Raw genomic sequence first — 22,946 nt, 5'->3', positions numbered from 1 at the left:
AGAAAACCACATGTCAAAAAAAGAAGCCATACTCAAAGCCGCCCAGGAAGCCTTTGCACAAAAAGGATTCAGCGGAGCAACCGTCAAAGACGTTGCCAATCGGGCCGATGTCTCTTTCGGACTGGTTTCTCATTATTTCGGCAGCAAACAGGATTTATTCCTGGCCGCTGGATTTGACATGGCAGACAGACTGATTGTGCAACTGGCCGAAGCAACCGCCCATGAGACCAATGGCCTTGAAGCGATTAGCCGGTACATGACTGCCTATTTCGATTTTACCGAAGAGCACAGAAACCGTTTTTCCATCCTGCTGCGGTGTTCCCCGTTCAGCCACATGGAAACCGGACTCGATGCCGAAAAAGTGGCGGAAAAATTCAGCGTCTTCATTGACGAACTCAAACGGTGCGTGTCTCTGGGGATCGCCGACGGTTCAATCCGGAACCTCCCCCTCGAAGAAACCGCATTGATTATTTACGGAAACATTGTTGGCTCAGTTCGGACCAGTCTGCTGACCCCGTATGAATCCGGCAACATTTTTACTGAAACAATCAAACACGTCATGCGCAGTCTCAAATACAATCCGAAATCGGACAACCAATAAAGCAACTCGGCAGCACGACACGCCCCCGCATCTGACATGGAGGCAACTGACATTTTTTACGGAGAAAATACATGCTTTCCAAACTCGCATCGACCAAACGCATAAAGAACATGACTGAAAGCCGAAATTGGCTTCAGGATATGATTCCCATGCGAACCTGGACGAAAGAACGGAAGCACATACATAATTCTTAGTCCCGAACGAATCACCTCCTATGGGCATCGGAATGGACCGCAACCCACACCTGAAAGCCTGATAGATACGTTTCGGACCCTCGGTTTAACCGGGGAATTCAGGGAGTCGCCTTGGCGACTCCCTTTTTTTGTGCACGATTCACACCCGAAAACGTCGCATTGCGACAGTTTTTGCTGCTAAATGTCGCATATGTCGCAAAAGTGCCACTCGTGCGACACACTTCTTACCGTCGGCCAAGCAGGAATAATTACTCTAACCCATAGAAATTTTATGATATAATGTGAAATATATTTGCATGGCACGGCTGTTGCTACATGTATTCCACTAGGGGAGAACGTAAACGACATACAAACATGTGGGAGGGATCTATGTTCGAAAAAAATGTGACCAAAGTCGTGCAGGATTGCATTCTCGACAGTGGCATTCAAGCCAAGGTCGTGGCGCAAAAAATCAACAAGCCTTACTCCACGCTCATGCGTGAAATCAATCCCTTTGACGTGAGTGCAAAACTCGGGGCAGAAACGTTATTGGATATCATGAAGGTCACGCATGACGTTCGACCACTCAAATACATGGCCGTTGAAATGGGGTATAATCTGGACAGCTGCACCGCGTGATCCATATTTTCAATTTTTCCAGGGCTGGACACGCTGTCCGGCCTTTTTTTGTCTGCTATCCGTCCCCTACACCTGTTCCTTCTGAAGACCTGAGACAACACGCAGACCGCACCCTCAACTGTCCCAACCCAAACGACCAACAAGGGCTTTCCCAATATCAACACGCCGTCGACACGATACGATTCGCGTTTTCTCAACGAGTCTCCACATAAATCGATCTGTCATCTTGCGAAAATATCGTGAACATCATATGGATTCCGTGATGTGAACACATAAAAAGAGACTGATAGATGACCCCGGACACACGCACGTTGACCAAAGCATATTCTCTCAGCCGTCGATCCGCTCTCCTGCAAATGGGATTGATCGGTATTATTGTGCTGTGTTTTTCTGCGGCGATCATCGGTTTCAATGCCTACCGTCTCAAATTGCATCTTGGTGAACACACCGACAACCTTTCACACTTAGCCAGAATCAGTCTGGCTTCCGCCGTGTGGCAGGTGGACCACGCCTCTGCCAAAGATTTCATTGACGCGGTTTTTCAGGATGAAGCAGTCGTATTCGCGGAAGTCGTGACCGGCCGGGAAGTCATGGCCGTCAAAGTTCGCCCACACTATGCGGACAAGCCATACTCCTTTTTTCAAAACAATCGCCATTTCCTGACCAAATCCGTTGAAATCAAAAAATACGGTGACTGGATCGGAACCTTCAGGGTAGCGATCACCACGGAAAAATTTCATGAAGAAATCGGCCTGTACGCCGTTGCAACCTTAATTCTCGCCGTCCTGCTTATCGCAGCGATATCCTTGTCGGCCTTTCTATTTACCCGAAAAAAGTTCTTTGCCCCACTCAAACAACTTGAAACGTCGGCCTCCTTCATCGCAGACGGGAATCTCGATGCCGCCATCGACACTTCTGCCCCCAACGAACTTGGCAACCTTGCCCGAGCCATTGACGACATGCGAGAATCCGTCCGCCATCTCATTGATGACCTTCAAGAGGCCAACTCCAAACTCCAGAACCATCAGAACATACTTGAAATGACGGTCAAGGAACGGACCGAGGAACTGGAGGCCAAAAACCAATCCCTCAACACCGCCCTTCAAGAACTCAGCACATCCAAAAAGGCCGCAGAAGTGGCAAATAAGGCAAAAAGCAATTTTCTGGCGAGCATGAGCCATGAGATCCGCACTCCAATGAATGCCATTCTCGGCATGGCCGACATTCTCTGGGAAACAGACCTTTCAAAAGCGCAAGCTAAGTACGTCAGTGTCTTTCGCACAGCCGGAGAAAGTCTGCTGGAAATTCTGGATGACATTCTGGACCTGTCAAAAATCGAAGCCGGGCACCTCACACTTGAATCAACCTGGTTTTCCCTGAAAAAACTCACCGAAAAAATCTGCACCATCATCGAGACAAAAAGCGATCAAAAGGGGTTGGAGCTGACCTATTCGGTCTCCTCGCAGATTCCGGACCGCCTTCAGGGTGACCCGACCCGACTGCAACAAATACTCCTCAACCTGCTGGGCAATGCCGTCAAATTCACCGACTCCGGTTCTGTGGACATGACGGTTCAGCCGACACCAGGACCGGCCGGGAAAATTACCATTCAATTTTCCATCACAGACACGGGTGTGGGGATATCCGGCGACAAACTCTCTACAATTTTCGATTCATTCACCCAGGCCGACAGCTCCACCACCCGGGAATTCGGCGGCACCGGACTGGGACTGGCGATCAGCAAACAACTCACCCAACTCATGAATGGTCGTATCTGGGCGGAAAGCACGCCGGGACGCGGCAGTACATTCCATTTCACAGCCAGTTTCAACGCGGATACCAACACGAAAACTCCATCCGGCGAAGGCCGTGTTTCAAAAGAGGAAAAACCGCTGCCCAAAGCGTCCATCCTGATGATGGAAGATTCCAAATACAACGCATTTGTCATTCAAACCTATCTTAAGGGGACTCCGTGCTCCCTCACCGTTATCGAAAACGGTCTCGAAGGTGTCGAGGTCTTCAAACAGGGCGGCTGGGACCTGATTCTCATGGACATTCAAATGCCACTCATGGACGGCTACTCTGCGATACAGGCCATCCGTTCATGGGAGGCAACACACGATCTCGCACGGACACCGATAGCGGCGATGACAGCCCATGCACTGGATGAAGACGCCAAACGGTGTCTCAAGGCGGGAGCCGATATACACATCCCCAAACCCGTCAAGAAAAGCACACTTTTCAACACCATTCGACACATGACCGACACGGCCTTTTCCCACAAGAACACGGAACCGGATCACACCTGATGCGGCGGAAAGCTCTCCCCTGTACCGATGAACATTCTCACCTGAGACAGCCACGTCAGACCCAAAAGGCGTGCCAACCGTCACTTGGACGAAGGAAATCAATGCCTTTATTGCAAAAAAAACCATGGAAAGTCTGGTGGAACCAGAGTCACCGGGCACTCCTTGCCCTGGTCATTATCGGTGTATTGGTACCGACACAGGCCCACTCAATGGACTCGGTTCGGCTGGCGTTGCAATGGGTGCCACAAGCCCAGTTTGCCGGATATATTGTTGCCAAGGAAAAAGGATTCTATGCGGCCGAAGGGATTGATCTCACGCTACTCCCGGGTGGTCCCGATGTACTGGCCAGCGAACAACTGGCGACTGGCAACGCGGAATTCGCCACCTTGTTTCTCACAACAGGACTGCAACGACGAACAACGCTCCCCGTCGTAAACATTGGTCAATTCGTTCAACAGTCCGCACTCCTGCTCATTGCCAAAACCTCTTCGGGAATACGCGCTTTCTCGGACCTGGATGGCAAGCGAGTCGGGTTGTGGAATAATGAATTCCAGATTCAAGCCCGCGCGCTTTTTCACCAAATGGGCCTTGATGTCACCGTCATCCCCCAGTCTTCGTCGCTGGACCTTTTCCTCAGAGACGGTGTGCAAGCGGCATCAGGCATGTGGTATAACGAATATCACACACTCTTGTCCTATGGGCTGGACACCGAGGATCTACAACCGCTTTTCTTCAGTGAAATCGGACTCAACTTTCCGGAGGACGGCATCTATTGTCTGGAAGAAACCGCAACACACCACCCGGAGCTCTGCCGCAAACTGGTCAAGGCCACCATCAGAGGGTGGCAATACGCCTTTGCCCACACAGACGAAACTCTGGATATCATTTTACGACACATGCAGGCCGCCAAAGTCCCGGCCAACCGGCCGCACCAACGTTGGATGTTAAAACGTATGGAAGACATCATCATAGCTGACACAACCACCCCGCTCGGCGTTCTTCGGGAAGAAGATTTCAAACGCGTCTGCCAGGTCCTGCTGGAGACAGGGTTTCTCAAGAACGCACCAACATTCACTGAATTTTACAAGGGAGCAGCCCGATGAAGCGGTGGCCCATCACATTCAAACTCACCTTTTTCATCTTGTCTTGCGCTTTTATCATCGTAGGAGCCATTGTTGGATACAACGCCTATTATTCCAGCGACATCATCCTGCGCCAGACCCGGGAAAACTCCCGTCTTCTGGCTCGAGAAACAGCGGGCAGCATCGACGCAACCCTGTATAACGTCCAAAAAGTAGTGGAAAACATCGCCTTTTCACTCGAAGATGCCACATTGTCTTCAGAGGAAATATTGGAGCTGAACCGCCGAGTTCTGGCCAACAATCCTGAGATCTACGGTATGGCCATTGCTTTTGAACCCTATTCGATCAAACCCGATACCCTCTATTTTTCACCCTATTATTACCGATCCGGCGGCCGCATCGGTTTCACCATGCTCGGCAACGCCAAATATCGATATTTCTTCATGGACTGGTATCAAATTCCCAAGGAATTAGGCCGCCCGATCTGGACTGAACCCTATTTTGATGACGGTGGCGGCGGCGTGGTCATGGCGACCTATGCGGTACCTTTTTTCCAAAAAAGGAATGGACAAACGACCTTCACCGGCGTTGTCACTGCCGATATTTCCCTGACAAAACTTCAGGAAAAAGTGGCGAAAATACATATTTTCGATTCAGGATACGCGTTTCTGCTATCCAGACATGGGACATTCATCACGCATCCGGACAAACGGCTCATCATGAACCAGACTATTTTCTCACTGGCCGAAGAACGTGGTTCTGACACCATGCGCACCCTGGGCAAGACCATGATGTCTGGAAAACCCTCGTTCAAGGCAGTGGGCACAGCCCTCAGTGATACAGACAGCTATCTGTATTCCAAAGGCCTCGAATATGGTGGTTGGTCGCTGGGCATTCTCTTTCCCAAGGCGGAAATGCTGGCCGATGTCAAAAATCTTTCGATAACCATGGCCTTGATCGGACTGACGGGATTCATCATTTTGGCAGGTATCACGATCGGCATTGCCAGACGCATCACCCACCCGCTCCGCCAACTGTCCGGGGCCGCACGAAATATCGCTTCGGGCGATTTGGACAGTCAGCTTCCGGCAATCACCAGCCGCGACGAAGTAGGGGACCTCGCTCACTCTTTCGAATACATGAAAACCTCACTCAAGAAATTCATTCAGGATTTGACGACCACCACGGCGGCCAAAGAACGGATAGAATCGGAACTCCGCATCGCGAGGGATATCCAAATGGGCATCCTGCCCAAGCTGTTCCCGGCCTTTCCTGATCGAAAGGAATTCGAGATATTCGCCTCCATTGAACCGGCCAAGGAGGTCGGAGGCGATCTCTATGATTTCTTCTTTATCGATGAGAAACATTTCTGTTTTCTCGTGGGCGATGTCTCTGGTAAAGGCGTTCCAGCGGCCTTTTTCATGGCCGTGACCAAAACGCTCCTCAAAGTCGTCTCTGAAAAAGGGATTTCACCCGGTGACGTCCTGACCAAGGTCAACGCCGACCTTTCGACAGACAATGAGTCCTGCATGTTCGTCACCCTGTTCCTTGCAGTGATGAATATCGAGACCGGCGACATCGAATACGCCAACGCAGGGCACAATCCCCCGATCTTCATGCCGTGCGGCGGTACTCCGGAATGGATTCCGCCACTGGGTGAACCCGTGGCAGGTATTCTGGACACCATGGAGTACTCCACGAAGACCATGCACATGAACGCCGGAGACATCATATTCATGTACACCGACGGCGTGACCGAAGCCATGAACCCTGAAAAAGAACTCTACTCCGATGACCGGCTCATGGACCTGCTATCGGCCATGAAAGAACCGTTCGCCCCCCACCTCGTGCGGGATGTCAACGACTCCATCAAGGCCTTCACCCTCGGAGCAAAGCGGTCTGACGATATCACCATGCTGGCCATGCAATTCACTGGTAAGTGTGAAAAATAAAAGACTATCCGCCTCTCATCCTCGTCACAAACGGCTCCCTCTTCTTTTGCAAAAAAGGAGAGGGAGTAACATATTGACGTTACTTCACAAAAAATCAATTTCCGTGCCAATTTTTCAAAAAGTTCCCCCTTTTTTTATTTTTCGTTAGCACAAAACCCCAAAATGAAGTAACATTCAAAACAAGGCAGAAAAATCCAACATGTGGGGGGTTAAGCATGTTCGAGAAGAATCTGACCAAAAAAATGCAGGATGTTGTTCTTGAAGGACGCATTCCTGCAAAGGACGTGTCTCGGGCCATCTCAAAGCCCTATTCAACACTGCTTCGAGAGTTGAACCCGTTTGACACACACGCCAAACTCGGCGCCGAAACCATGTTCGAGATCGTGAAGGCGACGCACAACGTCGCCATCCTCGAATTCATGGCTCGGGAAATGGGGTATACGCTCATGCCTTTGGAAGGCGTGGTCAAGGAAAAGCCCCGAACGAGCAACCGTATGCGCGGTCGGGAAGCGACCATGTAGCACCCGCCATGCACATCTCCGAGTGCCCTGGGGTGTCATCGCATTCCAGGGCTTCGGTGTGTGCGCTCCTCTCGACGACCTGCCGTTTCATTTTGACTTTATGATTCGTTTGGTTTTAACTGGCTGTTGTACACAAACGCTCCAAGGAGGAAGGGCATGTCCCAGGATACTTTCAAAAAAGCACTCGCCGTCGGTCGTCCGCCGAACGTCGTTCAAAATTTTCCCGGCTCACAGGCGCTGCTCGTCAGCGGTAAGGTGATTGACCGGGCCATGACCGCCAAAGGCGGTGCCATGACCATCGCGGCCAACGGCCGCAACATCTTCATCATCGAGGGTGCGCTCAAGGCAGCCCAACGAGCCAACGCGGCCATCATCATCGAAATCGCGCGCTCGGAATCGACGTACTGCCCCACCACCGTGTGGAACATTGCGCGCCGGGTCGATTATCTCTGCAACAAGCTCGGCATCACCGTGCCGGTCGCTGTTCATGCAGACCATTATTTCATCAAGTCATGGGACGGTGTGGCCGAAGCCAAGGCAGAGATTCCCTCTCTGTTCGACACTGGTGTCACGTCCATCGCCATTGACGCCTCGCACATGACCGACGATCTCAACCTGCTGGCCAACCTCGCCGTGGCATCTGCCATTCCGAACTGGGCTGGATATGAAACAGAAATCGGTGAAATCAAGGGTGAATTCGGCCTGTCCAGCCCGGTAGAGGCAAAATTCCTCTGTCAGGGTCTCAACGCTCACAACCTGTGCCCGGACTGGATCGCGCTTAACAACGGCACCACACACGGCATCGAGGCTTCCGGTGAAGGCATTCAGGTTGACCTGACTGCTGAGATTCACGAAGCCCTCAAGCCCTACGGTACCTCCGGCGCACAGCACGGCACATCCGGCAACGATTCTGATCGACTTCGCGCCATTGCAGCCAAGACCGCCACGACCAAAGCCAATGTGGCCACCGCCCTGCAAATGGTCGGCTGGGGTGTCAAAGTCAATGACTTCGGCAACGCCATCATGGACGGAGACCACTTTGCCAAAGTGCCGGACACCGGCGTGGACGATGCTCTGTGGGAAGAAATGGTCGCGTATGCTGACGAAAACGGCATTTCCGGCGGCAATTACAAGAAGCTCAACCTGGTCTTTGAACGCCGTTGGCAGGGCCAGGCCCAATCAATCCGTCAACGCATGGCAGACAATGTAGAGACGTTTGTTTACGACCTGCTCGTCAATGTCTTCAACGCACAAGACACCGCGCCCATCGCCTACGACCTGATCCTCGAAGCCGGTTCGTATGACCTTGGTCCCAAGGCCGAACAATTCGAAGATCCCGCAGAATGGACCGAAGACAAAATCAAGGCCATGGCAGCTGCCATGGATACGGACAAAGGGCCTGAAGGCGACTTTGACGACTAGAAGCAATCACACGAAAAAGCCCGCATCATACAAACGATGCGGGCTTTTTTTATCTGAAAATTCAGCGAAGACAACTTTGAGAAGCTGAAGGACGAACTCTCTCCCAGGAAGGGATATTATACGACTTCAAAATTTCTTCATACGCCGGACTCTCAAAAAACATTTTCAAAGCTACAGAAAATCTGTCAGCCAAATCCTTATGCCCAGGTTTCCGACTCAAAGCGATATAAAAATATTTCGGCAAAACGGGATGAGAAGGGACAACCTTTTCTTCAAATCCCAACTCTTTGACATGTTCAAATGTTGCTTCGAAAGAATTTCCGAAAGCGTCAATTCTACCCATCAAAAGACTTTGCAACGCCGCTTCGAACGTTTTAAACCGGACAACTGTCGGCACTCCATTATTGGCAAAACAAGTACTCCAATCATCAGCGTGCATCAAACCAAGCCGCAAGGACTTGTCCCAGTGCCCTTTATATGAAAAATCACTTTCTTGTTTCACCCAAAACACAACAGTATCCTGACTCAATGGAGTTCGCACAAAATGCATATGGGACTCCCGCTGTGGAGTTAGAACAAGATCGAAGACCCCATCCAACTGTTGATCTTCAACCATCATGGTTACTCGTTTCCACGGCAGAGGTACAAACTCGATTTCATAACCAGCCTCACTTGCAACAGTCCGAAAAATATCTGCATCAATCCCCACGAGAGTCCCGTCAATCCATTGATAATGCCCCGGCCAATCTCTATCCTCCACCCCAATGGCAAGCAATCTTTCCGCACAAGCTGTCCCAATCATTAAAAAAAAAGCAAAACAGGTATAGAGAAAACAGTTCATCATTTGAAAATCCTTTGACAGCATTCAGTCATTTTTTATGGTGAAATCCCCTGTGTTCTCGAAAAAGATGGCCTCCGGCACGCAGCCAAAAAGTCCTATATTTGGTCTCAATAAATTCAACAGCTCATACACAAAAACAATATACTATGCTATAAAAAAATAAAAAAATTGCACCCAAAAAGGCCCCTCCGAAAACGGAGGGGCCTTAAAAAAAACCGTCAAAAGACTCTGCAAAATTAAACGTTAAACAGGAAGTGTGTGACGTCGCCATCCTTCATTACGTAATCCTTGCCTTCAACCCGCAGCACGCCTTCACTCCGACATTTTGATTCAGAACCAAATTTTACATAGTGGTCATAACTGATGATCTCGGCCCGAATGAATCCGCGTTCAAAATCCGTGTGAATGACACCAGCGGCCTGAGGAGCCTTATCCCCGTCATGAATGGTCCAAGCTCGGACTTCCTGAACACCTGCCGTAAAATAACTAATCAGACCGAGGGAATGAAATCCTGTCCGAATGATCTGGTGCAGTCCGGACTCCTTGATCCCGTAGGATTCAAGAAATTCCTGATATTCCTCGTCTTCAAGGCCCACCAGTTCCTCTTCCATCCGTGCTGAAATCTTGACGAACTCAGCACCACGTTCTTTAGCCAAAGCCTGGACTGACTGGATATACGCGTTATCCGCAACCAATCCTTCTTCATCCACATTGGCGCAGTAAATGACATTCTTGGCCGTTATCAACCGCAATTCCGTCAACAACTCATCGAGAACCGTGCTTTCTTCCGCAAAAGTGCTGGCCGGTTGCCCCTGATCCATATGTGCCATAAGGCTCTTGGCCATGGCGATTTTCGGGGCCAATCCTTTGTCTCCCTTGAGCTGCTTTTCCATCCGCTCAAGGCGATTTTCCAGCACCTGCACATCAGCCAAAATCAGTTCGGTTTCGATCACTTCGATATCCCGAAGCGGATCGACGGAATTAGCCACATGAATGACATCGTCGTTGTCAAAGCATCGGACGACATGCAAAATGGCCTGTGTTTCCCGAATGTTGCCAAGAAATTTATTACCCAGGCCCTCGCCTTTGCTCGCGCCAGCCACCAGACCGGCGATATCCACAAAATCCACCGTGGAACTCTGGACCCTTTCCGGGTTCACCAAATCTGCGAGAACGTCAAGACGACTGTCCGGGACCGGAACAACCGCCTTATTCGGTTCAATGGTACAAAACGCATAGTTTGCGCTTTCCGCGTTCTGCGCTTTGGTCAAGGCATTAAACAAGGTAGATTTGCCAACGTTTGGCAGGCCAACGATTCCGATACTGACTGACATGGACGCTCCTGAAAAAAAAAATTGCCGAAAACACTCTCGGCGCCGGACTCACTACCTTTCTTCTTTCCCGGATGCAAGCGGATTCGCTCGGCACACCGCAAAACGCCCCACCAGATACAGGAAACCCGCTTTTCAGCGGGCTTCCGGGGTCTTCCAAAACACCAGTATCCAGAGAATTATCGGGACTCGCCAGACCGCCTGGCCTCCACGGTCATCCCGGGCTTGAGCTTATACAGCTTGCCAAAAATTTCCACAGGCACAACCTTGTCGCCCTTGTGGTAGGCGGTCATGTTGACCCGATCAGGTTCGATCACCAAATCAAACCAGATTGATCGCCAAATGAAACTGAACCGCATTTCTCCCCAATGCGGGGGCAGATCTGGATCAACCCGCATGGGAGAACTCGACATGTTCAATCCGGCGAAGTCCTGTTTGAGCACTTCCAATGTCCCGGCCATGACCCCGGTATGCACCCCTTCAATCGTGGTGCCTCCCTGGGTATCCCGGATATCACTTTCCATGGCTTCCATGAACCAATCCCAAGATATTTCACTTGAATAAATGTACCGAGAAATAACCGCGTGAACCACTTTCGACAGGGTGGAACCATGGCTGGTCCGTTGCTCGTAGAAATCGTAATTGTCTTTGAGCAGCTTCATGGGATCGTCCACGGAATGCCCGAGTTGTTGCAGGATACGAACCACTTCTTCGGGTTCAAGCAGGTACCACGTCATCAAGGTATCGGCCTGTTTGGCGACCTTGTAATGATCCGGGTTATCCCCTTCCGCTTTCAGGATACGGTCCATCCGATGAATGGAATAAAACCGTTTGCGGTAACTGTCCCAATCCAATTCATCCAAATCCATATACCCGTCGAACTGACTGATAATGCCATCTTCCGTCAAAATGACGTTGAGTTGCGTGGTCATGGCCCGCCATTTGTCAATCTCTTCCGGGGTCAAACCGATTTTCCCAACCAGTGTATCCCGTGTCTTTTGCGGCAACGTCTCCAATATCTCAAGGGACTTCTCAAGCAGCCACACAACCATGATATTGGTATAGGCGTTGTCCCGGACCCCCGGAGAATCGTTGCCGGGCAAGGCTTCATGAAATTCATCAGGTCCCATGATTCCGTCGATATGATATTTACCCGTACTTTCTTCATAGGAAGCGATGCCGCCCCAGAACCGGGCGATATCAAGCATCATCTCCGCACCATACTCCGCGAGGAATCGTCGATCACCCGTGCAGTACACGTACCGCCAGGCATTGACGAACACGGCAATGGACACATGTCGTTGCCGCCGGGACAAATCCGGTCCCCATTTCTTGGATTCGGGATTGTAATGGACTTCCTGCGTTTCCTCGGACCCATCGTCTGCGGTCTGCCATGGATACATGGCCCCGATATACCCGTTTTCCCGAGCATACTCACGGGCAGCGTCCAATCGGTTGTACCGATACATGAGCAACGCCTTGGAAATCTCCGGGAAATTGGTGTCGTAAAATGGCTGAATATAGACTTCATCCCAGAAAATATGTCCTCGATACGCTTCACCGTGCAGTCCTCTGGCCGGCATCCCGGCATCCCGATTCACATTGTGCGGGCTGGCCGTGACCAAAAGATGATAGAGGTGTAATCGAAGCACCCGTTGCACAAACCGATCCCCAGTGACTCGAATGTCCGCCTTCTGCCAGAGGGCCTTCCAACTCTTGGCATGAGGACCGAACACGCCCTTGAACGTTTTCACGCTCTTCAAACCATCAAGGCACATCTCCTTGAGATTGCCGGGTTCCCGATCAAGCGAGGTCCGGACATAGACGAATTTCTCCAATGAATACCGGTGATTTTCATGGACATATATCTGCATTTCTTCGGATATTTTGGAACGATCCTGAAGAATGTCCTTACGCACATCCAACAATTTACCGTCTTCCATGACCTTGGATTTGGCGGCCATGACGATTTGATACCGTGAGTGGGATGTTTCAGTATGCAGGAAAATGCCGTCCCCGGCCTTGCCCCCGGCGACCCGATTCAGATGCAGGGTGTTCAGACTCGAATACCTGGCCACACCGTCATTCTTGACATTCCCGTTCAACGAACATCGAACCGTGGCCTTGGCCGAATAGTTCAACGGGGTAAAATCGAATTTTAACGCCAACAAATGCGGATCGGCCATGGACGCGACCCGTCGGGAAGAAATCCGTGAAATACGGCCCACCTGATCCTTGACCACCAAGTGCCGTTCCATCACGCCTTCACGCATATTCAACCGATGGGAGTAACTCAACATTTCCATGGACAACGGACTGACAAACTCGCCGGCTCCGATCTTGAAGGAAACCGGGAGCCAGTTGGGACAATTGACAAAATCATTATTCCAAATTTCGCGCCCCTGCACCTCGCTCGGCGTCTTGTTGAACACACCTGATATGTAGGTTCCCGGATAAAAATAATAGGATGAGCATTCGCACTCGTAGGCACCACGCGTGCCCAAATAGCCGTTACCTACCGTGGTCAGGGTCTCACGCAATTTCTCGTCGCCCGGATCAAACCCGTTGTAGCTGAGATACCACTCATCCGTGGCCATCCCGCTTTCAAACCACTCCATCAGGTCGTCTACCGTGATCTCGCCAAGATCGGAAACCACCCAATCCGCGCCAAACCGTTTAAGCATTTCACCCTGAACGTTCCGCGCCACACCAAGCGTCATGCCAAAATTGCCTGCGCATCCGGCCTGAACGCCTGAAATAGCATCTTCGACCACCACGCACTCGCCAGGATGCAATCCCATATTTTTGGCTGCCGTGACAAAAATATCCGGCTCCGGCTTTCCTTTCAATTCCATTTCCGCAGAAACAATACCGTCCACAATGGTCTCGAAAACACCTTCCAAACCAGCCAATTCAAGAACCAATTGTCCATTGCGGCTGGAGGTGGCAAGTCCCACCCGAATGCCCTGCTGCTTGAGTTCTCCGATCAAATCAACAGACGACTGAAAGACCTCAGGGCCTTCTTCCTGAAGAATGCTTTGAAACAATTCATTCTTTCGATTGCCGATGCCGCACACCGAATCCAAACTCGGAGGGTCTTCGGGATCGCCCGGTGCGATGCGGATATTCCTCGATTTGAGAAAACTCATCACCCCTTCGAATCGGGGTTTTCCATCAACATAATTGTGATAATCACCAGTTCGATCGAACGGTTCGAAGGGGATATTTGTTTCTTCCGCATGGTGTTTCAAAAACTCGTTGAATGCGGTCTCCCATGCCTCGCCATGAACCCGTGCGGTTCTGGTGATAACTCCATCCAAATCAAACACGACACCTTTAAGAGTGATAGCAGACACAAATCGCTCCTTCAAAGCTGAGTTTTCTTAACGCATAGTAGTATTCAACGTCCCCAAAATCGTCACCAACATATCCGGCTCAGGCACGATCAACGCGTGATCGGTCAGGTCGGTCACCCGCTTTGCCAGCCCATCATCCCGGGTCACATAAATGGCCCGAACATCTGGCGTCAGTTCCAGGGCCACTTCGAGCATCGGCACATCCGACCCAGTATCGCCGCAAATCAGATGCGGTCCCCGAGCCATGTCCAGATCGAGTTCGGTATTCAGGAACCGAACCCCGTCACCCTTGTCAAAATCCTTCAACCCACTGTCGGATGTCGCAACGGTCAAGATGATCTCCACATCCAACCCGGTATCCTCAATACGGAAGTGGCGTGCATCCGGGTCCAATTCCGTGACCAAAGTCTCAAGCGTCGCGAGCAACGCCGTTGATTCATCAGGATCAATGGACCGCCCGATATCCTGCCGGGCGATGGTGGACTGCCCGAATTTGAATTGAAGACCGGACCCGATAAAAGTGAATTTCTCGTATTCGGGCCGACTGGTCAGGGCCGTCAACCTCGCATTGAGCCGATCCATGGCCGCCTGTTTTTCCGCAGAAATTGGTAAACGACGGATGCGCTTTTCCAAATCCAGACATTCACGCCCCTTGGACGCCGCATAATACATTTCGTTTTCCGGATTCACGCTGATCGTCATCAGGCCATCCAGCGGCGCGGACGTCAAGATGACGGGTTTACGAACCGCTCCCTGCGCAAAACGCGTCAGGAAAACCGCGTTGTAAATGGACTGGATGGACGTCAGGTACCGGGCGCAGTAATTGTTGATCGTGCCATCCCGGTCCGTGATGAAGCTGTTGAATTTCACCCCGTCCAGCAGATCGTGTCCGGCCCGTACCGCTGCTTCAAAACCGGGATGATAGTCGTCCAGAAGCTCCAGAAAGGTTGTTTCGCCCTCTTCCAGGTAGAAGATATCCTTCCGAAGTTCATTCATCTCGTAGTCCATGTCTAAAGCGATGGTTCGAGAACCATCAAGAGACAGCACCTTCTTGCCGTCCGTTTCCGGCACCCCCTCCAGAGACTCCAACGCCCGGGCCAACAAGAACACGGTTTCCCGGTCCACAGTATCTCCATCAAGAATTTGAGCAACAGCCTTGAAACGGACCGCCCGAGTCGAGGCCATCAGATCATAAAAATCCTTGAGTGTTTCCAATGAAACAGGCGTGATATCAGGCATGAACCAGCTCCTTTAGTAGTCGATACGCACCGTGTAGTTGATGGATTTTCCTTCAGTTCCCTGCATCGGCGCCACCGAGGTCAACGAGAATTCGATGGTCCCCGCATCCACGTCGGTGTACTCGGCATCAGCGGACAGAAGTGTCCATGATCCGGGAAAGGATTCGCGAAGAGCGATATCCTGCGGAGCGGATGAACCGTTTTTGACCGTCACTTTCCATCCGATTTCATAGCTTTTCTTGCCCACCTTCTTGAACGCTGTCTGCGTCCGCTCAACCGTCACATCAAATGACCGGCCAAGCGTGAGATCGAGGGCATTCCCGACAGCGGTGTGATTGATTCGCGTTTCCCCGGCCAAAAGCTGCGCTCCATCCGCAGAAGGCATGAATATCCGCACCAGTCCGGCTGGCATGGGCTGTCCCAGTTTGGCCGATTCCGTATTTTCAAAGACCACCGCCAATTCAACGGGTTGAGAAATTGTCCCCTGCCGATGCCCGGACCCGCTTCTATACCGGCTGGTCAATGTCTGTTTCACGGGAATGGCTTTTGCGGAAAACAGGCCGACCTGTTTGGAGCCGCGAGCAGGCAGGGATATGGGACGACCTATCGAATAGACGTGATACTGGGAAAAGGGTGTTTCTGAAGCAGTGGCACTGACACTTTCCGCTCCTGCGTCCATGGCAACCATGGCCATGTTCCGCATCATCTTGGGAGCCTGAACACGCTGCACGTCTCCAGCAACCAGTCGAAGGTCCGCATTCTTGAAAGCGTGCCCGGCGTTGTTCGTTACCGTGGCCCAGGAGTCCAGATCCGCCGTGGTCCCGGATTTCCCCAAGGTTAGGGTATAGTCTGCCTGCCAATTGATCCCGCCCATGAGATAACTCAACGAGACATCTTTTTTCCCTTGATCCACACAATTGGTGGTCAGGGTCAATGTTGGCTCTGTGTCGAAATCCTGAGGCATTTTCGGCAGCATGACCGCTTCGAAATTACCGATATACACTTCGTCACCCACCATAAAAACGGGCTGGCCGACGTTGGACAGCAAGGTGGCCTTACGCACAATCCGCGAATTGCCATCAGCCGGGTCCGGCAAAATGACAGACACCTCTGTGCCTACAGCAGCATCAAGCAGGCTGCCCGAAGTGATTTGCTGAAAACTGTATTCCACATCCAGAACCGTCATGCCATCGGCGGCGGCCCGGACAGACGTGGGTTCCACCGTGTTCGGAATATCCGAAAAAACAACTGCCGCAGGACCGGCCGGAAGGGTGACGACACGCGTATCCCGAACAAGAGCCTGTCCGGAATTGTACACCGCTAAGAACAAGCCGCTCCCGTTGGCTTGTCCATTTATAGGAAAAAAGAACAAAGAACATACAAAAACACCAAAAAGAACTGTCAGTTTCAACCGGGTCATGAGGCCTCCGCGCAGACGAATATATTTCACAGTATACGTATCTTTTCGCCTATAGAGATACACCGCCATATCGTTTTTTGCAAAATATTAACAAAGATTCTCTGGTCTGAATACTTGGGGATTGCTAAAATACATAAAAGTTATTATTACTATGGGCAACAAATTCACAACTCGTCATAAAAATCAAGGACTTTTCTCTTCAACGCTTTGACTTGCTCTATGAGAATCTAAACATCGCATGAAAATTCTTCTTATTGACGACTCGGCCGACTTTATCAAAAAAATCAGCACACTGCTGGATGGGGCTGGCCACAGTGACCTTGTCGCCGCGCCCTGTTTACTGGATGCCGAACACGCACTGCTCGATGCGACCTCAACAAAAAACCCCATTGATCTGATTCTTCTTGATCTGGATATTGCCGAATCAAACGGCATTGAAGCTATCCGATTTCTTAAGGGTCGCAACGAATTCAAAGATATTCCGCTTATTGCAATTACCAGTGACGTCAGTCCGATCAACCTTGACCGGGCTTTTGCCGCAGGCGCTTTCGATTATCTGACGAAACCACTGGGAGTAACAGAATTGCGGGCACGCGTTCGCACGGCATTACACCTTCGCCGAGAAATGTTGCAACGCATGATGCGAGAACAGGAATTGCAATGTCTGGCCCGTAAGCTGGAACGCATGTCCAATCAGGACGGACTGACAGGACTGGCCAACCGGCGATGTTTTGACAACACTCTGGTGTGCGAATGGATGCGCAATGGCCGGGAAGACAGTCCTCTATCCCTCTTGATGATTGATATCGACCACTTCAAACGCTATAATGACGCACTCGGTCATCTCCGTGGTGACGAATGCCTCTGTTCCGTGGGACATATCCTGTCACGATCAGCACGCCGCCCGAGTGATCTTGTCGCTCGATTCGGGGGTGAAGAATTCGTCATCGTCCTGCCGAACACCGGCTCTCTCGGGGCCAAAAAAGTGGCAGACACCATCCACGACACTCTTGCCCGCAGGCACCTCGATCATCCGAATTCCACCGTCAGGCCATGGGTCACGGTTTCCATCGGCATTGCAGCAAGCATACCGACCTGTACCAATGCGCCCGAGGCACTCCTTCAAGCCGCAGACACCGCACTGTATTCGGCCAAGAAAGCGGGCCGAAACAGAACATCTGTCATCCAATTTTCCTGTTCCTAAAAAATCACCGCCCCACACTTCATTCATTTTATTGAATACAAATCCCACCTTGAGGCTCACGCCGCCGTGCTGGTGGGAAAAAAGAGACCAAGACAGCTTCCTGCCATTTCATCGCACAACGTCCACCAAGGCACACTTCGAACAAACCATACAGAACGAGGGCCACACGCTCCGGGGAGTCGCACATGGCCCTCATTCAACAGGGATTGAAGCCAGAGGCCGCACACTTCGGCTCACTGACAAGAAATATTATCGAAGGAAATGAATGGAGAGATAGCTCCCGCAACAGGGGCAGACCTTGACCGGGATCACAACTGCCTCATCATCGACGATGACAGCCTCCCAGGGAAGAAAACCATCAAGAGAATATTGAACCATCAGCCTGTGCCCACACTTGCAATACCGTTCCTGCATGTCGCGCTCCTTGAACCATATCGCCCTTCCGCGAATGGTGTTCTTTTTGACTCAACGTGATTCTTTAATAAACAACCCCCACTCTTTTTGTCAACTATTTATTTACATTTTGTATAGCTTTATAACACAAAACAAATTCGCATTATCTTGTCCAATAATTCCAAGCTAATAAAAAACCCCGCACTGAAATTTCAGTACGGGGAACTCTTTTTTCAACGCGTGATCGGTTCAACGATATTCTCTAGAAGCCCACAAGACCTGACCGATAACCCGGACATTATTCAATTCGTCGCCAGATAAATGAATCGGCGAATAATCCACATTGTCACTTCTGAGAACCAAGGTGCCGGGCAGACGTTCCACCCGCTTGACCATCACGGTATCCTCGACGCCCACAGCATAGATCCCCCCGGACAAGACATCGGACCGCGCCTGATCGATAAGCACCATGTCCCCTTCCTTGATCTCTGGCTCCATGGAATTGCCAACCACTTCCATCAGCACCATATTCGCCGGATTTCCACGACTTTTCAGCCAATCGGCCCGAAAGGAGTAATATCCTTCAACCATGCCGTCGGTCTCGAATGACCCTCCACCAGCGCACAGTCTAGCCCGAACCTTGGGGACCTCTTCATACAAAACGCCGTCTTCTTCCGCTGCTGCGATGGCTGCTTCAGGCCGAGGAAGTCCCCTGCCCATTTCCAGCCATAATGGATTCAAACCGAACCGGGCCGACAGATCGAGAATCCATCGGGCCGGAACATTTTCCTTCTTTTTGGCAAGGGAAACAGCCGCTCGCCCAACGCCGAGTTCACGGGCGAGTTGCGATTGATTTTTGACATCGGTTTCCGAACAGAGTCGGCCAAAAAAAGCTTCGAATCCGTGACTCATACTGGCGCCTTGGGGTGAAAATGTTGATCTTTGTCAATTTTGTTTACACAAAATAAACTATTTTGTCAACAAAGACACACCGTCCGGCACCGAAAGCCACCACCACAAGAAACCACGGCCTATTCAATCAAATCCTTGTAATCCATGGCGGAGTCGGCCACCGATTTGAGGCTGAAGTTCAGCTCCAGCCGTTCCAGACGCACGTCATCAAGCACCACTTCCACAGCCTGGCCCAGTGTAAAGGCGCGTCCGGTTCGTTCTCCAACCAACATTTCCCGTTGGGGCCAATAGGTATAGTAGTCATCATCCATGGATGAGAGGCGCACCATTCCTTCGGCCATGACGCTCTTCAATTCCACGTAAAAGCCGAAGTCCGTGATATGCGAAATCACTCCGTCAAACGTCTGGCCGACCTTATCTCGCAGGAACAGGACCATCACCCGTTTGAGAATTTCCCGTTCCGCGACCATGGCGATCCGTTCCCGACTGGAGATATGGTTGGCGATCGTCTGCAATCGTTCCTTGCCCGGCACGGCCCCGCGTTTTGCCCCATCATCCTTGGCCAGGGTCTTTTTGAGCAATCGATGCACCACCAGATCGGCATATCGACGAATGGGCGAGGTGAAATGCGCATACGCTTCACTGGCCAGCCCGAAATGGCCTTCGTTATCCGGCGAATATTTGGCCTGCTTCATGGACCGAAGCAACATCCGATTGACCACGTATTCCTTGTCCGTCCCTCGCATGGAGGCCACCAGCATCTGCAATTTCTTGGGCGTCATTTCCTTGGGCATGACAATGGATTTGTCTGTGCGGGACAGCATTCTGAACAAATTTTTCAGTTTGTCCTCATCTGCCGGTGGATGGATGCGGAACAGGCAGGGCATGTCCTGCTCAATAAGATATTCCGCCACCGCCTCGTTGGCTGCGACCATGAATTCCTCAATGAGCTGATTGGCAAAGGTCCGCTGCTTGGGTCGGATATCAACCACGGTCCCCGCATCGTCGAAAACCACTTCCGGTTCCGGCAACTCGAACTCAAGGGACCCGCGACGGCTTCGCAAGGTGTTGATCTTCCTGGCCAGTTCTTCCGCGACTTCAAGCATGGGCACCACCGAAACAATCTCCTGTCGGGTCGCTTCGTCATGATCCAACAAAGCACGCTTCACCTGCGAATAGGTCAACCGGGCCTGACTCTTGATAACGGCCTGATAAAATGCGGTGGATCGCGTCACACCGGAGGCGTCCGTATCCATACGCACGACCATGGTCAGCCGTTTCACATCAGGATTCAACGAACACAATCCATTTGACAGCCGTTCGGGAAACATGGGCACCACGGATTGCGGGAAATAGTAGGAATTGCCGCGTTCAAGCGCTTCCTTGTCAAGCGGGGTACCCTCGCCCACATAGTGGGCCACGTCGGCGATGGCGACCCACAGGCGATACCCAATTCCCTTGCGCTCGACCAGAATGGCGTCGTCAAAATCCTTGGCCGTGGAACCGTCGATGGTCACGAACTGTTTGTCCGTCAGATCGCGCCGCCCCACAAAATCCTTGGCCGAAGGTTCGCGAGGCAGGGCCTCTGCCTGATGCGTCGAACCGGACGGGAACCGGGTACGGATACTGTGATTTGACTGAACCAAAGTCTCCTGCACGGAAATGTCACTTTCCAGCCCGAGGCGTTCGATGATCTCCCCCTGCCACATGGTCGGGTCCATCTTTTCACCGGGCACACAGATGGCAATATCACCGGGTTTCAATGCGATCGACGCATCCTTGAGCGTGGCGATAATGCCAAAAGCCAACTTGGGATCGCTCGGCCGACACAGCCATTCATCCCCCATTTTCTTGAAAATTTTCACGGGCAGGGTTTTCCGACCTCGTTCCAGAACTCGAACGATACGGCCCTCGGCATTCCGTCCCTTTTTCGCTTCACCCACAATGGACACGACCACCCGATCCCCATGCCAAGCCTCACCGATGTCCCGCTGATTGATGAAGACATCATTGCCGCTGGCATCTTCCGGAATCACGAAACCGAATCCCTGCCGTTGTATTTCCAGTCGTCCGGTCAGACAATGCATGGATTCTGCCAGACCGTATCCCCGTCGGATACGGATAAGTTTTCCCTTCTGAACCAGCTCTTTGAGCATATCCTTGACCCGGTATTTATCTTTTTTCTTGAGCTTGAGATACCGGATCACCTCGGCTCGGGACAAAGGACGTTGTACATCCTTAAATAGTGCGAGCAGTTCCCCTACGGAAAGCGGCGGAGTGCTTGAACGCGGTTGTTTTCGTTTTTTCTGGGCCATGACAGCCTCCTATGAGTGGGCCTTGTTCACAAGGCGTGTTGAAATATCATTGAACTGCCGGGTCCACCATGCTTCGAAATCGACACCGTCAGTGAACAGCGACGGACCAAATGCCAGCTGAAGATCGAATTCCCAGAATGCTTCAGAACAGAGTGGCCCGAGTTTGACCGCATCCTTGGGCGTACACAGCACGGCCTCGCACCCGGCCTTTCGGGCCGAATCGGCAATGGCCAGCGCATCCTTTTGCGAATACGGATGGTGATCCTTGAAGATCATGTGTTCCGTGGGCGGATACCCTAAATATCGCGTGGCGGTTTCTTTGACCTGAGCAGGATCGCCCACCCCGGACACGAGCAGGTATGAGGCCGAATCAAAATCAGGGACAGCCTCTCCACCACGCACGGGACGCACCCCGGTCGGCTTGATCTGAAAACTGAACACCGGCTTTCCGAACGCGCCAAGCCGCTGACGCAGGGCTGGTGTCAGTGTCTCGAATTCCGACGGGCTGATCTTGAGCATGAACGCATCGGCACGGGCCAGAGCGGACGCTGGCTCACGCCATGAACCGGCAGGAATGAGCTGATTCCACCCGCTTCCCACATCCTCGGGTTTCAAAAGCACAAGATTGCAATGCCGAGCCACGGCCATATGCTGAAACCCGTCATCCAAAATCATCACATCCGGAGAGAATCGTTTCATGGCGAGTTTTCCGGCCCGAATACGTTGCGGGTCCACCAGAATATGTGCCCGGGCATGAGACCGGGCCAGCATGAGCGGTTCATCACCGGCTGATTCAGCCAGGGATTCCGGCCGCACCAGATACGGCACGGATGGAGGATGCGCGCCATACCCTCGTGTCAACAAAACGCTTTTCAGCCGATGGATTTCAGCCCACCCAAGCAGCCAGTCGGCCACCGGGGTCTTGCCGGTCCCGCCCCAACCAATATTTCCCACAGACACCGTGGGTACAGGCGGCTCCCAGTGACGCAGCATCCCGCGAGCATACATTGCTTCGCGCACCCGCATGACACGCCCGTACACACTCGCGGCCGGTTTGAGCACAGGGGCACATTTCTTTTGTATATCAATGACAGATTCAGACATGGTCCTCCAAAGGGAAAAAGCAGAGTGAATCATACGTCTGACAGCCGCTCGTGACAAGACGCAACTCCCTGCCCCAAAAAAGTTCACCCATTTGTGACACTGGAATCATCCCAAAAAAATGGCCGCATCCGAC

Annotated in this window: 17 protein-coding genes; 8 read left to right on the top strand and 9 right to left on the bottom strand. The window is 51.7% G+C overall.

Annotation, left to right across the window (positions count from 1 at the left end; translation table 11 throughout):
• Positions 1-10 precede the first annotated feature (10 nt).
• The 7 genes from GO013_RS05865 (at position 11) to GO013_RS05835 (ending at position 8,699) form a co-directional block, all read left to right on the top strand.
• Complete coding sequence (locus GO013_RS05865) at positions 11-601, top strand: TetR/AcrR family transcriptional regulator (protein ID WP_163809140.1); 591 nt, start codon at positions 11-13, stop codon at positions 599-601.
• A 563-nt stretch (positions 602-1,164) separates the two neighbouring features.
• Positions 1,165-1,413: a phage regulatory CII family protein gene (locus GO013_RS05860; RefSeq protein ID WP_163809138.1), complete on the top strand. Its 249-nt coding sequence runs from the start codon at positions 1,165-1,167 to the stop codon at positions 1,411-1,413.
• 290 nt (positions 1,414-1,703) lie between these two features.
• Entirely contained in the window at positions 1,704-3,722 is a 2,019-nt protein-coding gene (locus GO013_RS05855; RefSeq protein ID WP_163809136.1) for an ATP-binding protein, read from the top strand.
• 101 nt (positions 3,723-3,823) lie between these two features.
• Complete coding sequence (locus tag GO013_RS05850) at positions 3,824-4,825, top strand: ABC transporter substrate-binding protein (protein WP_163809134.1); 1,002 nt, start codon at positions 3,824-3,826, stop codon at positions 4,823-4,825.
• Positions 4,822-6,756, top strand: a complete 1,935-nt coding sequence (locus tag GO013_RS05845; RefSeq protein ID WP_163809132.1) for a SpoIIE family protein phosphatase — start codon at positions 4,822-4,824, stop codon at positions 6,754-6,756. Before GO013_RS05850 ends, GO013_RS05845 begins: the two co-directional genes overlap by 4 nt.
• 215 nt (positions 6,757-6,971) lie before the next feature.
• On the top strand, positions 6,972-7,277 hold the full coding sequence (locus GO013_RS05840; protein ID WP_163809130.1) for a phage regulatory CII family protein: 306 nt from the start codon (positions 6,972-6,974) through the stop codon (positions 7,275-7,277).
• A 156-nt stretch (positions 7,278-7,433) separates the two neighbouring features.
• Positions 7,434-8,699, top strand: a complete 1,266-nt coding sequence (locus GO013_RS05835) for a class II fructose-bisphosphate aldolase (RefSeq protein WP_163809128.1) — start codon at positions 7,434-7,436, stop codon at positions 8,697-8,699.
• Positions 8,700-8,760: 61 nt separating this feature from the next.
• Here the strand turns inward: GO013_RS05835 and GO013_RS05830 are convergent, their stop codons facing one another.
• The 5 genes from GO013_RS05830 to GO013_RS05810 form a co-directional block, all read right to left on the bottom strand.
• Positions 8,761-9,543 carry a transporter substrate-binding domain-containing protein gene (locus GO013_RS05830; protein WP_163809126.1) on the bottom strand — a complete coding sequence of 261 codons (783 nt, stop codon included), beginning with the start codon at positions 9,541-9,543 and terminating at the stop codon, positions 8,761-8,763.
• 233 nt (positions 9,544-9,776) lie between these two features.
• Complete coding sequence (gene ychF, locus GO013_RS05825; protein WP_163809124.1) at positions 9,777-10,874, bottom strand: redox-regulated ATPase YchF; 1,098 nt, start codon at positions 10,872-10,874, stop codon at positions 9,777-9,779.
• Positions 10,875-11,050: 176 nt separating this feature from the next.
• Positions 11,051-14,227, bottom strand: coding sequence for a beta-phosphoglucomutase family hydrolase (locus GO013_RS05820; protein WP_163809123.1), 3,177 nt, complete (start codon positions 14,225-14,227; stop codon positions 11,051-11,053).
• Positions 14,228-14,254: 27 nt separating this feature from the next.
• Entirely contained in the window at positions 14,255-15,466 is a 1,212-nt protein-coding gene (locus GO013_RS05815; protein WP_163809121.1) for a trehalose 6-phosphate synthase, read from the bottom strand.
• Between the two features lie 12 nt (positions 15,467-15,478).
• On the bottom strand, positions 15,479-16,795 hold the full coding sequence (locus tag GO013_RS05810) for a DUF4139 domain-containing protein (protein WP_239057757.1): 1,317 nt from the start codon (positions 16,793-16,795) through the stop codon (positions 15,479-15,481).
• Positions 16,796-17,123: 328 nt separating this feature from the next.
• Here GO013_RS05810 and GO013_RS05805 point away from each other — a divergent pair, with 328 nt between their 5' ends.
• Positions 17,124-18,089: a diguanylate cyclase gene (locus tag GO013_RS05805; protein ID WP_163809116.1), complete on the top strand. Its 966-nt coding sequence runs from the start codon at positions 17,124-17,126 to the stop codon at positions 18,087-18,089.
• A gap of 249 nt (positions 18,090-18,338) precedes the next feature.
• Here GO013_RS05805 and GO013_RS16975 read toward each other — a convergent pair whose 3' ends face one another.
• From GO013_RS16975 to lpxK, 4 genes are all read right to left on the bottom strand, one after another.
• On the bottom strand, positions 18,339-18,503 hold the full coding sequence (locus GO013_RS16975) for a hypothetical protein (protein ID WP_203529399.1): 165 nt from the start codon (positions 18,501-18,503) through the stop codon (positions 18,339-18,341).
• A 228-nt stretch (positions 18,504-18,731) separates the two neighbouring features.
• Positions 18,732-19,394 (bottom strand): helix-turn-helix transcriptional regulator, encoded by a 663-nt coding sequence (locus GO013_RS05800; protein WP_163809113.1) that lies wholly within the window; start codon positions 19,392-19,394, stop codon positions 18,732-18,734.
• A gap of 119 nt (positions 19,395-19,513) precedes the next feature.
• Entirely contained in the window at positions 19,514-21,709 is a 2,196-nt protein-coding gene (gene rnr / locus GO013_RS05795; RefSeq protein WP_163809112.1) for a ribonuclease R, read from the bottom strand.
• 9 nt (positions 21,710-21,718) lie between these two features.
• Entirely contained in the window at positions 21,719-22,813 is a 1,095-nt protein-coding gene (lpxK, locus tag GO013_RS05790) for a tetraacyldisaccharide 4'-kinase (protein WP_163809111.1), read from the bottom strand.
• Positions 22,814-22,946: the final 133 nt, after the last annotated feature.

Origin of the sequence: Pseudodesulfovibrio sp. JC047 (assembly GCF_010468615.1) — a bacterium.
Lineage (GTDB): Bacteria > Desulfobacterota > Desulfovibrionia > Desulfovibrionales > Desulfovibrionaceae > Pseudodesulfovibrio.
Note: the sequence above shows the minus strand (reverse complement) of the source record. Positions and strands in the feature narration are given on the sequence as shown.

Bases quoted from the DNA above. Each gene is read 5' to 3' on its own strand.
- GO013_RS05865 (WP_163809140.1), top strand. From the start codon at position 11: ATGTCAAAAAAAGAAGCCATACTCAAAGCCGCCCAGGAAGCCTTTGCA.
- GO013_RS05860 (WP_163809138.1), top strand. From the start codon at position 1,165: ATGTTCGAAAAAAATGTGACCAAAGTCGTGCAGGATTGCATTCTCGAC.
- GO013_RS05855 (WP_163809136.1), top strand. From the start codon at position 1,704: ATGACCCCGGACACACGCACGTTGACCAAAGCATATTCTCTCAGCCGT.
- GO013_RS05850 (WP_163809134.1), top strand. From the start codon at position 3,824: ATGCCTTTATTGCAAAAAAAACCATGGAAAGTCTGGTGGAACCAGAGT.
- GO013_RS05845 (WP_163809132.1), top strand. From the start codon at position 4,822: ATGAAGCGGTGGCCCATCACATTCAAACTCACCTTTTTCATCTTGTCT.
- GO013_RS05840 (WP_163809130.1), top strand. From the start codon at position 6,972: ATGTTCGAGAAGAATCTGACCAAAAAAATGCAGGATGTTGTTCTTGAA.
- GO013_RS05835 (WP_163809128.1), top strand. From the start codon at position 7,434: ATGTCCCAGGATACTTTCAAAAAAGCACTCGCCGTCGGTCGTCCGCCG.
- GO013_RS05830 (WP_163809126.1), bottom strand. From the start codon at position 9,543: ATGATGAACTGTTTTCTCTATACCTGTTTTGCTTTTTTTTTAATGATT.
- ychF (WP_163809124.1), bottom strand. From the start codon at position 10,874: ATGTCAGTCAGTATCGGAATCGTTGGCCTGCCAAACGTTGGCAAATCT.
- GO013_RS05815 (WP_163809121.1), bottom strand. From the start codon at position 15,466: ATGCCTGATATCACGCCTGTTTCATTGGAAACACTCAAGGATTTTTAT.
- GO013_RS05805 (WP_163809116.1), top strand. From the start codon at position 17,124: ATGAAAATTCTTCTTATTGACGACTCGGCCGACTTTATCAAAAAAATC.
- GO013_RS16975 (WP_203529399.1), bottom strand. From the start codon at position 18,503: ATGCAGGAACGGTATTGCAAGTGTGGGCACAGGCTGATGGTTCAATAT.
- GO013_RS05800 (WP_163809113.1), bottom strand. From the start codon at position 19,394: ATGAGTCACGGATTCGAAGCTTTTTTTGGCCGACTCTGTTCGGAAACC.
- rnr (WP_163809112.1), bottom strand. From the start codon at position 21,709: ATGGCCCAGAAAAAACGAAAACAACCGCGTTCAAGCACTCCGCCGCTT.
- lpxK (WP_163809111.1), bottom strand. From the start codon at position 22,813: ATGTCTGAATCTGTCATTGATATACAAAAGAAATGTGCCCCTGTGCTC.